Origin of the sequence: Nocardia alba NBRC 108234, from assembly GCF_001612665.1 — a bacterium.
GTDB classification, from domain to species: domain Bacteria; phylum Actinomycetota; class Actinomycetes; order Mycobacteriales; family Mycobacteriaceae; genus Nocardia; species Nocardia alba.
The window spans coordinates 1,197,318-1,211,599 of sequence record NZ_BDAX01000002.1 but is presented as its reverse complement, the minus strand read 5'-3'; the positions used below and the strand labels follow the sequence as shown (position 1 = coordinate 1,211,599).

2 protein-coding genes (1 of these 2 only partly in view) are annotated in these 14,282 nt (G+C 69.9%); both read left to right on the top strand.

Going from position 1 to position 14,282, the window contains the following annotated elements:
• Window positions 1-11,901, top strand: the end of a protein-coding gene (locus tag NA12_RS07120) for a C2 family cysteine protease (RefSeq protein ID WP_067447226.1). 17,409 nt of this gene lie to the left of the window's left edge; 11,901 of the gene's 29,310 nt are visible here — the last part of the coding sequence; the start codon falls outside the window, past its left edge; the stop codon is at window positions 11,899-11,901.
• Window positions 11,898-14,282, top strand: a complete 2,385-nt coding sequence (locus NA12_RS34395) for a WXG100-like domain-containing protein (RefSeq protein ID WP_067447223.1) — start codon at window positions 11,898-11,900, stop codon at window positions 14,280-14,282. The genes NA12_RS07120 and NA12_RS34395 overlap by 4 nt, the downstream gene beginning before the upstream one ends.

Genomic DNA, 14,282 nt, shown 5'->3' with positions numbered 1-14,282 from the left:
AAGGCGTGGGCCGCCTACCACGGCCGCGACCACGGGTATCACGGCGCCGAGGTCGGCCTGCCGGGTGCGGCCGCGGGGAAGTTGCGGCCGAGCACCATCGTCGGCGAGTCCGGCCGTGCCCAACCGACGCGCAGCGTCGACGAGATGGTTTTCGCCTGGCCGTTGCAGTTCGACCAGGACCTGCTCGCCGAGCTGATCGGCGACCACGACGTGGCGCACTGGCTGCTCGCGTCGGCGCAGGCGCCCTCGTCATCGACGAACACGACCATGCCCCTGCTCGACCGGGTGCGTGCGGCGGCCACGGCCGCCGTCGCGACAGTCACCGAAGCAATTGCACGCGAAGGTCTTTCGTCGACATCTACGCTGACCGAGGTCGAGGTGGCCGATCTTTTCGATGCCGCCGGACTCGCTCGCATCGTTACCTCGGCCCAGACCGCATGGCAGGCTGATCCGCACGGCCACACCACCTTCGCGGCATTCATCGCCGACCATCTGAACACCGGGCTGACCGCGTTCGAACACCAGGTTCGCGCGTGGCGTTCGGGGCGGACGATGCGTGACACAACAGTGGCCCGCTGGCTCGCCAAACGCGCCCAATACCTGATCGAGCGCGGCGACACCGTCACCGCGAACACCAAATCCACACTGCCCCGCAACCCGATAGCGAATAGCTTGTTCCCCAAGCACGCGTATTCCGTTGTGCGCGTGGTGTGGTCGGGTGGTGTCGAGCGCAGTGGGTCGCCGACGGGGCTGGTCGTTGTCGACCCCTACTCGCCCGCCTCGCAACTGACCATTCCACTCGCGAACCTCAACATGTTCTCGGCGATGAGCTCGTCGGGGCCGGGCACGCACGGCGCGTTCGGTGCGGCACCACAGGTCCCGGCGCCGACCGCCGAACCGGTCGCGCACTGGGATTCCGACAGCGATTCGAGCTGGCACGCGGGCCCGCTCGGTGGATTCGACAACTACGCCGTCCATTCCGCGATCGGCTCGGTCTATTCCCTCGACGAGGTCACCGAACCCAGCCTGCCACTGCCGATCGGTCCGATCGCGCTCGCGCCGATCGGAACTCCGACGAGCGCCACGCTGACCCCTACGGCGCGCGCAGTCCACCTGTCGGCCCCGCTCGCGGTCACCACGATGCCGAGGCAGGAACCCTTCGGCACCGACACGATCACCGTGACCGAAGTGGTCGAGCTGCCGGTGGGTACGTCGGTGCTCCTCAGCCCCGACCCCGAAGACGCGGGCCAGCTGCTGGTCGCCAGTGATACCCAGGTGTACGTGCTGCCGACAGCGCAGGCGTCGACGGAGCTGCTCCGACAGATCGGCGGCCTCATCACCGCACCCCAGGGCGCGCGGGGTGAGGACCTGGAGCCGTTCCGGCAGAGCGCGGCCCTTCGCGCGCTCGGATTGACCGAGGCTATCGAGCAGCTGGCCGAGTTGGCCGATCAGCCGGCGTACGTACTGAATTCGATGATCCAGTCCTTCGACGACGGCAGGATCTACGTGCTGCTCAAGGTGGCGGACCGGGCCACCTGGGTGCGGGTCGACGGCATGACCGGACTGCCGATCGACCTGCCGCCCGCCGCCCCGATCTGGCCACTGCTCTTCCTGCACGCCCAACAGTTGGCCGACCTGGACTCGGCGAGGTCAGCCGTCTTCGACAACGCCGTCGCCTGGCGGTCACTGCGTGCGGTCACCGACCACGGATCCGACCTCACCCAACTGTTCGCCGAAGTGCCGCAACCAGGTCCGCGGCACACCGTCACCCTCGGAACCACGAACGCGCCGGTCCCGCCCGAGCGAACCGAGGACGTCGACAGGCTCCCCGGCATCTTCCCCGACAATGACCCAGCCGATCTGACGATGTCGGACCACGCCGTAGCCGACCTGCGGGTCGTCATCGGGCCGGATGGACTGCTGTACCGGGCAACCGACGGAACTCTGCTCGATACGACAGCCGATCTCGGCGGACGCGCGCGGATGGTGATGGACCGCCGCGCCAACATCTACGTCTCGGGAATCTCGGCGGCGGCGGTCACGGTGACCCCCGCGACGATCCTGCGCGGTGACGTCGCGGCGGCGGTCGCCGAAATCGAGGTCGTCGCGGGAACGTTGCGTCTGATGGCCGATGATTCGACCGAATACGGCAGGCCGGTCCCGAGGATCAACGACAGGTCGCTGCACTACCTCATCACCGAACTCGGTCTTGCGGTCAGCGACGATTTCGTGCAGATCGGGCGACACTCGACCGTCGTCGCCCATGACACCAACGGCCAGGTGACGACCGTGCCGGCGGGCATGCTCACGATCCCCACAGCAGGTCTGACCTTCGTCTCGGCCGGCCGGTCGGTGTCGTTCGAGGGTGGGACGATCGTCGCGGTTCGACTCGACCAGGCCCGACCGGGCGAGGTAGCGCTCGCCGAGCCGACCGGCGCGTGGCATTGGGTCGGTGCCGACCTGCTCGCGGCCAACCGCCTGCCGGTGCTCGGGCTGGTCGAGGCCGACAACCCGCTGTTCGGGGCGACAGGGCGTCCGCGACCGGACGATGTCGTCCAGGGCGCGGCCGGAACCTGCGCGGTCCTCGCTGTGCTGATCGGTCTCGCGCGGACGCATCCGGAAATGATCGAGGCCATGATCCGTGTCGAAGGCGATGGCTACGCGGTCCGATTCTTCGACGACGGGCACCAGAACCCGACGAGCCGCCGCGAGGTCTGGGTCCCGGTCGATCGGAATTTCTATACCTTCGACGGCACCTCGGCCTATGCCGCGCACCGGCCGGGGCATCCGCTGTGGGCCGCGCTGATCGAGAAGGCGTGGGCGCTCTATCAAGGAAAGGAACGCGGATACGCCGGAATCTACGGCAACGATGAACAGCGGGTAGCGGGGGCGATCTGGCCACGGACCGTGATCGGACGCTGGACGGGGCGTACACAGGGCATCCAATCGGTCGGTGATCCGTTTTTCGCCCACCCCATGACGCTCGGCGTCGACACGCTCACCGAGCTGCTCGGCAACGCTGCCCTCGCCCGCCGGATCGCCGGGTTCGAGAAACAGTGGTCGGATTGGACCGATCTGTGGCGCGACGCCAGTGGCTGGAAACGCGCGACGGACGAACTCGCGCGGTTGCGGGCCGATCCCTCGGTCACCGACCCTGTCCTCGCTCACGAAGAGTGGTTGAAGACGCAGAACGCGTCGACGTGGACCGGGTTCTCCGCGATGCTCGTTTCCGCCCTCGGCGTCGCGGCGACGCGAACCATGGGCCCCGGCATGACCAAGGCCGAACGGGCCGCGTTGATCGAGCAGCTCGGCGCGGCCGAGTTCGCCGCCATCGCGCCGGCACTCGAACCGCTGCGCATCGCGATGGAGCAGTGGGCGTCGACCGACCCGTTGACCGACTCGGTGATCGCGCGCTGGGTCGGCGAGCGGATCGCCCGCTTGCTCAGCCACGGCGATACCGTCACTCTCGGCACCCGCGGGCCCACGCCGGGACAGGACCGCCTGCCGCACACGATGCTTCTCGGCAACCACGCGCACACCGTCGTCGGCGTCGAACGCGACGCGGTCACCGGCGAAGTGGTCACGGTGTCGCTCGCTGATCCACACGGTTCGCGGGCGTTGCACCAGGGCGTGATCGTCGTGCCACTGCGTCATCTCAACCAATTCGCGCGACTCACCTCGGCGGGAACGGGCACGCGCGCCGCCTACGGCAACGACGCGCCACGCGTTCAAGAGATACTGAACTTCGCGCCGGCCGATGGTGCCGCGCCGGCCAAACGCGGCGCCGACGACGAGCCGACGCCGGAGCCGTCGGCGAAACGTCAGCGTGGCGTCGAACTGCCGTCCTGGCGCGAGAGCTCGCGCATCGACCTCGGTCGTACCGCGCGGCTCGCCACGCTCGCTGAGGTGCTGACCGGGCATTTTCCGGCCGGTACCCAGCTCGCGTTCGGCACAGGTCACAGCTATCTGGTTGCCACCGTGCACCCAGAGGGCATTGTGCTGCGGTCGCGGCTCGACCCGGCGCCGGTCACGCTGCCGCTCGCCGAGTTCGTCGCGTTACTCGACATCGACCGCCAGGAATTCGTCGTTGTCGGTGACACCGAACCGGTGGGTTGGGGTCAGACCGGCACCGATATCGGCACCGATATCTGGGGTCCCGACGGGATTCCCGGCGGTCGTGGCGATATCGGCGCCCTCGTCTCGCTCGGCGCGATGACGGTGAATCAGCGCGTGTTCCTGCGCAATCAGCGGTTGCGCGCGATCGAGGTCGAGGCCGACGGTGATTGCTTCTATCGCGCGGTCGTGCGTGCCATGCCCGCGCACCTGCGTCCGGCCGGTGATGAGGCCGCCGCCATCACCGCGTTGCGGCAGCGGCTGGCCGAGGTCGCCCGCACCTCGCTGCAAGCCTTGTCCCAAGGCAATAACTACACCGACGACGACGTCGAGCGGATCGCCGTCGACCTCACCACCGCCGGACGGTGGGCCGTCGAGGCGGGCGATCTCGCGCCGATCCTATTGGCCATCGCCTACGACCTGCGGGTGTTTGTAGTCGCCGAGCAGGGCGTGCCACTGCGGGCCCATCAGCAGAACAGCGCCGCGGTGGCGGGGCTGTGGTTGTTGCGCACCGGCCAGAACCACTACAGCAATCTCGTCCGCGAGAGCCAGGCCTTCATCATCCCGAATATCATTGAGCTGGAAGATAATTCGAGCATAGATGATGTCGAGATGGCGAGCTGGCTCACGCAGCCCGGTGATTCGCCGTCCTCGGTGGCCGATGCCCCCGCCGACACCCAGCCCGCGACCGATGCCCCCACGCCGGTGACCGATGACATCGCGTCGGCGGCGATCGATGACACCGCGTCGGTGACCGATGACTCCGCGTCGACCGTGACCGACGACTCCGCCTCATCGGTCGGCGAGGACATCGGACCCGTCCTTGTTCGACCGGTGTCGACCACGTTCGCACACCTCGCCGACCGGGCCGACGCCCGCGTGCTCGTCGGCGCGGACGGGCTCCTGCGCTACGCGAAGACCGGCGCTGTCGTCGACACGACGGCAACGCCTTCGGGGTGGTTGCCGATCGTCACCGACCGGCTCTCGGTGATCTTCGTGCCGACTCCCGAACAAGCCGGGGACGCCTCACATGCCGCCCTGCTCGACGGCGGCCCGGCGAACGCGGCCGCCGAGATCATGGTCGACCAGGGCGTGCTGGGCGCGCTCTCGGATCGTGGCGGCCAATACCCGATCACGGCCGAGCACAATGACGCGCTGCTCGCCGAATTGCGCAGGGCCGGACTGCGACTGGCCGATGATTTCCAGCAACTCACACCCGACCCGGCAGACCCCTCCTTCGACGCCGACCGCACGCGGCCACCGACCGACTCCGACCTCGTGCGCATCAATGGCGCACGCGCACGAGTCACGTTCTCGCGCTTCGCGCTCGCCACCGTCGACGGCGTCGCCCTTCGCCCACACCCGGACGGCTCTCTCGTCCACGAGCCGGGCCCCACCTCACGACGCCTTGTCGACGGCGCCGAACAGCTGTTCGTGCACGGCGCGCGCGGTTCGGGCTGGGTGTGGCTCACCTCCTTGCGCGCCAACGGATATCACACAGATCCCGAGGGCTCGGCCCTGCACCGCACGGTCGACCTGGCGGTGCACAACACCGAGACCGGGCCGGCCGTGCTCACCCTGCGCGGGTCAGACCTGGTCATGATCGAGGCGACCCCGCATTTCGAAGGCGATGTGGCCCACCTCTGGCTGACACACGCGGGGCGTGAATGGCTCGCTCGGCTCGATCGCTGCGAGATGCTCGGGCTGCGCGCACCCAACTATCTGCGTGGCCGACCCTGGGACGTCGACGGACCGGTCGCCGCCGACCTGGACGACCTGCCCTACTCGCCCGATCTGGCCGCCCTGCTCGCGCTGGTCGAACAGGACCCGGTGGCGATCCGGCGGATGGTTCGACCCGACTACGAGACGATGACCTACGACGTCCACCTGCTCGTCGACGGCGTCGCTCGCTGGCTGCGCGTCGACCGCCTCACCAGTCTGCCCTGGCCCGACCCGGACGCCGTGATCTGGCCCGCCATCGTCCTCGAAGCCATGGCCGCGGCGGCCGCACTCACCCGAGAAGCCGGAAACGGCAATAGTTTCGGGCTCGTCGAGCCGGTGCCGGCCTCGCCGCTACCGGATGTTCCCGTGGTGACGATGCCCATCCGCTCACGAGTCGGGGTCGCGGGCGAGCGCCATCCGCTCACCCTGGCACCCGCGCTACCGGCACCGATCGCCAACGCTGCTGTCTACCCGCAGGGCCGTGGTCCGCTGCCCGACATCCGCGTTCCCTCGATGCCGATCGTGTGGGGAACCAACGCCAGTGTCGCGATGTCGAACGCGCCGGTGGTCACCGACCGCGGCCAGGTGCTGCGACCTACCGACGATGACACCTTCGGCCACAACGAAGGCCAGGATGCCTCGCACACCGGTCCCGATGGAACGTGGCTCTATGTCACCGGGGCGAACGGGTCGGGCTGGGTCCGCGAGGACGACCTCTACGACGCGGGTTTCACCAGCTACTCGCCCGACGATCAGGAATTCCAGCGCCGCTGGCTGCCGGAAGGCGCGCCCGACGGCTTCGATGACGGCGACGCGATCTACGTCGACCCGACCGCGCGCCACCCGACTTTGCCCGACCACCTCCTCGTACACCGCCCCGAGACCCACGATCAGGCACGTCAGGCGGCGTTCTGGGTCGACCCGCACGACGCGGCACGCGCGGGCCTCTACCGACTGCGCCCGCTGACCGGCCCGCTGTGGCACGCGAACGGCCCATCGGTCGAGGACCTGCTCGGATTCCCCGAGACACCGGCGGTCGCCGCGCTGCGCGAGCTGGTCGGCACCGATCCCGCCGCGATCCGCGCGATGATCCGGGTGACCGAAGCGACCGAAGCGACCGCGACCCTTATCGATGTGCTGCTCGCGGTACAGGGTCGGCCGCGTTGGGTGCGGGTCGAACCGTACTATGACGGCGAATTCGAATGGCCCGCCACCCAGGCGAGTTGGCCCCTACTCATCCTGTTGGCCAACCGCGCCGCCGACGAATACACGATCGACCAGGACGACTCGAGCCGCGCCGAGCACGGCGGCACCGAGGTGTTCTGGAACGGCCGCACCGAGATCATCGACGGCGTCGACCACTACGACATCCGCGATCCGGCCGACCCCCGTACCCGACGCCTGGTCAACGACGAGTGGCTCGCCGAGTTCGACGCGCGCTTGGTCGAGGAAACCGCGCTGCCCGATTATGCCGCTACCGGAAACGATCGACTTCAGCTCGCCGGTGCGCCTGTCTACGCATCGGGCGTGATCCCCACCGGACCGCTGCGGCTGACCGCGAGCGACGTCGACCCGGCCGACCCGGTGATCGACCTGTCGACAGTTCCGGTCGATGGCGGGGCGTGGCGGCTCGGCCATCCGCTGTGGGGGTCGAGCGGGCCGCTCCCGCTGGCGCGCACTGGGCAGGAGGGCGCCGCGCTCGCCGAGCACCACGACGCCGCCGCGCAACTCAGCGCGCTCGCGGCCGAGACGCCGGCGATCATCAGGGAGTCGCTGCGGGAAACCCCGGACAACCGGGTGACCGACACCGTCGAGGTCCGTTTGGTAGTCGACGGGCGGGCGCGCTGGGTGCGGGTCAGCCGAGTGAGTGGGCAGTGGCCGATCGCCTTGTTGGCGACCCCGACCACGCCCCCCGTGTGGGCGCACTTCGTCATCGCCGCGCAGGCGGCGGTGTCGCGCATGGAATCACCTGTAGCACAACCGATTCCCAATATCGTATCCCTGGCCGGGTATTCCGGTTCCGCGGTGCTGAGTAACGCGTGGCTCGCCGAACACCACGACCTCGTCGAACCACAGGCCGATGTCGCGCCCCCGAACTATCGCCCCGACCACGTCGGCTCGTCGTCGGCGCACCGCGCGCCGGCTCAGGTCGGTCTCGGCGTCGCGCGCGGTGAGCTGTTCAACGGATCGACGCCGCGACCGACCGATGTCCGTCAAGGCGGGGTCGCCGACTGCTACCTCCTGGCCAACCTCATCGGCCTCGCCGAGGACAACCCGACCCTGATCACCGACATGATCACCGAGCAGCGCACCGACGGCGAGCGCACCTTCACCGTCCGCTTCCACGATCCACGCACGGGCGGCCCGACCTGGGTCACCGTCGACGACACCTTCCCCGTCGACGCCGACGGTCAGATGATCTACGCCGCGCACGACGAGCACACGCCGCTGTGGGCGGCCGTGATCGAGAAGGCGTGGGCCCAGTTGCGCGGCGGCGGGCTCGGTTACGCGGGCATCGCGATGGGCGCGCTCGGCGATGCCGCCGAGTGGTTGCGGCCACCGTTCGCCGCGGGCGCGGGTGGACGGCGTCAGCCGACCAGGGCGATCGACGCGCCCCTCGCGACCACGGCCCTGCACCTCGACCTCGACACCATGACCGACCTCATCGGTAGCGCCGGCGTCGCGCGCATGGTGGTGAACTGGTATTCCGGCACCCTCGCCGAGCTCACGGCGATCCGCGACGCGGCCTCGGTGGGCGCGGTGCTCGACGCGGCGATGGGTGCGGTCGTGGCCGGCGTGACCGAAGCGATGCGCGCGCGGGATCTGACACCCCACGCCATCACCGGGCTCGATCGGACCGCGCTCACCGAACTGTTCGGCGATGAGGCGGTCGCCGAGGTCATCGCCGAGCTCCTGCCGGTGTGGTCGGCGCACCCGCGCGCCGACGACCTCCCGACGTTCGCCGCTCTACTGTCTGAGAGATCGGCCGCGGCGACCGCGAAGCTGGTCGCCGAGCTTGCCGCGTGGGAGTCGACCGAAGCGTTGAGCGCCGATCCGGCCAAGCGCTGGCTCGCCGACCGCATCGACTACCTGCTCGACCGTGGTGACACGGTCAACCTCGGCACCAAAGCTGTTCTGCCCGAACAGCTCGCGAACGAACTCGGGCTACGCCCCGCGCACGGCTACTCGGTCGCGGCGGTGCTGCGCACCGGTGGGCGGCACAGCGAACCGCTGGCCATTGTCCTGCGCGACCCCCTCGGCGGACCCGAGATCCCCGTCGAGATAGCGCACGCGAACCTGTTCAGCGTGCTCGGGACGGCGGGCCCGGGCACCCTCGCCGCCTTCGGGTCCACGCCCCCGCTCGGCGCCTCCGCCCCGATTCAGGTCGGCTCGATCGCCACCCGACTGAGTCGCGCGCTGCGCCGCCTACGCCCGGCCTCTGTCCAGACTTCCGCTGAAACAATTGTGGCCCACAATGATTCGCGACGTTCCGGCTTCCGTCGCTGGTGGCGACGGTTGACGCGCAGCACCCCACCGATAGTGGCCGCGCCGCACACCGGAGCGACGAGCGGCGCTCAACCAGTGGCCGACACCGTCGCGATTCGATCCGCGCCGACAGTGCGGTCGGCAGTCCCGATGGTCATCGACGGTTCGGTCCCACTCGCCGGACACGACCCGGATACCACCGAGGCGCCCGTCGCCGCCGTCGTGGCACCCATCCCGACCACCCCGGCGACCGATTGGATCACCGCCTACGACCTCGACGGCCTCGCCCGTGGCCTCGCCGGGGAATTCCCCGTCGCGGCGGTCGGTATCTGGGCGCTCAACCGGCACCTCGCCGAACGCTGGGGCTGGCTCAGACCAACCGCTGTGCCGACGCCGGTCCCGGGTCTCGGCATGGGCATCGCGGCGGCGATCGGCGGCCAGGAACTCGTCGCTGTGATCAACAGTCCCTATCCGGTCTCGGCCGTGCGTAGGTGGGCCGCCCGACAGGACATCACCGAGCTGAAAATTGCTGTGCGCGAGCTTCTTCAGGCGGTCGAGCGGGGCGAATTCGACCCGGCGACAGCGCACACGGCACCGGCGTCGGCACTGCGCGCACTCGCCGCGCACCCCGTCCCGCAAGCGCTGTTGAGCGACACGATGGTGACCGAGTTGGCCGCGTGGCTGGGTCGACAGACGGCCGGTGAGATCGCCTCCGCCGTGAAGAGCCGAGTGCGCGGCGCGCGGGCACGAGTGCTCGCCCCCGGTGCGAACGCCGCGCCGATGGACGGCGCACTCGCGCATCCGAGCGTCCGGCAAGCCACCCGCACCGAAGCGCTCGTCAACGAGATCGGTATCGCGGTCGCCGACCTAGACCAACTCGTCGGCACACCCGAGTGGCTCGACCGCATTCCCGAACCTCTCGACCTCGACGGGCTCGCGCGCGCGGTGACCGGCAACTACCCCGTCGGTTCCGTCGCGGCGTGGGCTGTGCGCCAGTACCTGTGGGAATGGGCGAGCTGGGCCGCCGACAAGGCACTCGGCCGCCCGCCCGCCGACCCCGGTACCGGCGCGCTCGCTCTCGCGCGGATCGGCGGCCCCGAGCTGTCCGCCGCCGTGCACGGACCGACTCCGGTGAGCTCGGTGCGGGACTGGGCGGCCGCGCAGGACCCCGCGACGCTGCGGCGGAAGGTGTCCGGCTTCCTGGCCGACGTCGAGGCGGGAACCTTCGCCTTCCCGGCGTCCGACCATTCACTCACCGAACGGGCACTGCGTTACGTCTCGGCGCACGACCTGTCGAAAGCGCTACTGAGCGACACGGTCTTCCTGGAATCGGCCGCGTGGGTAACGCGCAGGCTCGCCACGGAATTCGGCGCCGGGCCGACCGTGTTCGGGCGGCGTCCGCGACATGACCGGGTACGGCATGACGGCACGGTCGACCGAACGGTGGTTGCGGCCGCCGTTGTCGCGAACCCGCCGGTCATCGAAACCCCGACGACCCCGATCCTCGCCGAATACGACATCGACGGCCTCGCGAAGGCGCTGTTCAGCGACTACCCGGTGAGTTCGGTCGCGACGTGGGCCCTGTGGCAGTACGGAAAGTATTTGGCGCAGTGGGTTTTTGCCGACAGCGCCGCGCCGGTGGACGAAACGACCTCGTCGAGTGCGGTTCTCGTCGAACTGATCCGTCGCGTCGGCGGCGATGACCTGCTCGCCGCGCTCGCCGGCCAGCAACCGGTGACCGATGTTCGCGACTGGGCGCTGCGCCAGGACGTGGCGACTGTGCGCACCCGCCTGGCCGCCGTCCTGCGTGCGGTGCGCGCCGGCGAATTCGCGCTGCCGACCAGTGTGCCGACCGAACTCGCGGCCGCGGTCGCCGGACACCAGATCACCAAAGCTCTGGTCAGCCCGCTCCCGGTCACTCGCCTCGCGGGCTTCGTCGTCGGGCAGGTCACCAAGGAATTCGGTGGCTCGATCTGGCGCCGAGTCTTCGGCCGCGCCGGCAAGCCGGCCGCCGACGGCAGCAGGCCCCATCCGGCGGTGGTCGTGGCGAACCCCGCGCGAACGAGATCGGGGCACACCGTGCACCGTGAGCAGTGGGGTGAACACGTCACCGTCGAGATCATCGAGCACGACGACCCCACAATGCCGCCCGCGCGCACGATGCCGGGACAATTCCCGGACGCGAGTCAGCGGGTGTTCACCAATCCGGCGTTCGGCGACGCCGTCGGTCCCGCCGATGTACGACCGGGCCCGCTCGGGGAGTCCGCCCTGCTCGGGGCGTTGCGGGACGCGGCAGCCACACGACCCGACCGGATCAGGGAGCTGATCACCGTCCTCGACGACGACACCTTCGAAGTCCGGGTCACCGCCGCCGACGGCACCGTCGAGTACATCACCGTCAACCGCGCCTTTCACACCGACGCCACGACCGGTGCGCCCCGCTACGCCGCCATCGACGACGACCAACCCCTGTGGACCGCCATCATCGAGAAGGCATGGGCGAGCTACCTCGGTGGCTACGCCGCCGCCTACGACGCGGAAACCACCCTCGACCCCGCGACCGCGCTCGGCCTGGCGTGAGCATTCACATCCCACCGGACCTGCGCTGGCTCGGTTGGCTCGTCGGCGTCGACCCGCCCCTCGGCGACGAGGATGTGCTCTTCACCATGGGAAGAGCCTGGCACGGGGCCGCGAAGGAGATTGCCGCGCAAGTAGATCCGTTGACCCAGGTGCGGCGGACCGCGAGCGGCTCCTACCGTAGCGGGGAAGGTGCGCAGACCATCGACGCGTTGTTCACCGCCTTGCTCGACGGCGACAGCTCGCTGACCGACCTGGCCGCGAGTTTCGACGAAGTCGGCAACGCCGCTTTCGATTTCGGCACCACCGTGCAAGCGGCCAAGCTGATGATGATCATCTCCTACGCGCTGCTGCTCGCCGAGATCACCTGGGCGTGGATGTTCCCGCCGACCGCGCCCGCCCTCGAGGCAGCCGCTGTCTCGGGTACGCGGTCGAGTCTGCGCGCGCTCGAGGACGCGGTGGTCAGCCGGATCGAGCAGGCGATCCTGAAGGCGGTCGGCGCGGTCGGGCAACGGGCGTGGACCAAACTCGTGGTCAAGAATCTGGCGACCTACACCGTCAAGGCGAGCGTGTCCGGCGGACAGGCGCTGATCATCGACGGATTGGTGCAGGGCGGGCAGCTCGCGGCGGGCACCCGCCGCCACTTCGACGGCAATCAGGCGGCGCTCTCGCTCGGGTCGTCCATGCTCGGCGGCATTTTCGGGCGCGCCGCCGGACATTGGGGCGGTATCGGTTTCGACGCGTCGATCGGGCGGTTGACCAATGGGCTCGGACCCGTCGCCGGGGTCGCGCGCGGTGTGGCGATCGGCGCGTTCGCCGGTGAGGTGAGCACGCTCGGCGGTGCGATGGCCTCGGCGATGAACACCGGCGACTGGCAGGCCGCGTTCAGCGGGAGCGGATTCGCGGCCTCGCTGGTCGGCGGCGGGGTGCGCGGCGGGGTCGCCGGTGGCGCGCGCGGGCTGTTCCAGCTGAATCGGGTACCGAAGGGATCGGCCGCCACCGGCTTCCTCCGGCATTTTCAGCTCGACGCCGAAGGCAACGTGTACGTGCCGTCTAACAGGTTGGCCGCGGTGGGTGGCGCACCACGCGAACCCATTCCGAAACCTGCCCCGGTCGCTCGCCCGTCGGGCGCCGCCGATGCCGATCCGGCCGTTCGGCAACGCGCGGCGCGCGCCTTCGATCGACAAGATGCCGCCAACCTGCGCGAGCACAACCGGCAGATACGCGAAGCCCAACCCCGGCTGCGCGGCACCGCCGACCCGACGACCCCTGAACAGCAACGCGCCCGCGCGGTCGGTCGCCCCGACACGGACCAGGCGGGCGATCGGCAGCCGCCGTGGGGGCGTCGGATGGGCGACCGCGCGCACACCATGCACGAGCGCGCCGAGTCGACCCAGCAGCGCGCCGACCAGTGGCAGGGCCGCGCCGACAACGCCCAGCAGCGCGCGACCGTGCAACAGACACGGGCCGCGAGCGAGCACGCGAACGTGGCACAGGCGCGAACCGCGAGCGAGAACGCCGGCGCCCGAGTTCGGTCAGCGGAAGCGGAATTCACGAGTGCGCGGGATGCCGCGACGCCGAACCCCCAACGCGTCGCCGCGACCGAGCAGGCTCTGGCCCGAGCCCGCACCGCCCACACCGAAGCGGTGCACGAGCTCGCGACCGCCCGCGAACGGGCGAGCGCGCACCAGACCCGCGCCGACGAACACCAGACCAAAGCCGACGACCTGCAACGCAAGGCCGACGCCGCGCAAACCCGCGCCGACGAGGTCCGGATGGTCCGCGTCGACCGCGACGCGATCGACCGCAAGGCCGACAGCGAGGCCCGCAAGATCACCCAACCCGGCGCCGACGAGAACACCTGGTGGAAGCGCGCGCTGATGCGCAGTGAACGCATCGGCAAGGAATACGGACAGGGTGGCGAGGGCACCGACCGCTACCAGAGCAAAGGCACCGACCTACGCGGCAAGACCCGCTCCAAGATCGACAAACATCACAACGAACCCGTCCCCATCTACCACGCCCCCACCGCCCCACCCCCCGATGCCTGGGGCCGGCCAACCCCCACTCCCACGACCCCGCCCGACCCCGGCGAACCCCGCGAACCTCGCGACCCCGGCGAACCCCGCAGGCCTGGCGACCCACGCGCCCCCGGCGACCCGAGACTGCCCGGCGACCAACGGCTGCCCGGTGATCCGCGCGAGCCGGGCGACCCGAGATTCGCCGGTGACCCGCGCGAACCGGATGATCCGCGGCTACCGGGTGACCCCAGATTCCCCGGTGATCCGCGCGAGCCGCACGACCCGCGGCTGCCGGGTGACCCGCGGCTACCGGGCGATGCACGGCTGCCGGGCGATCCATGGCGGCCAGGCGATCCTGTGTGA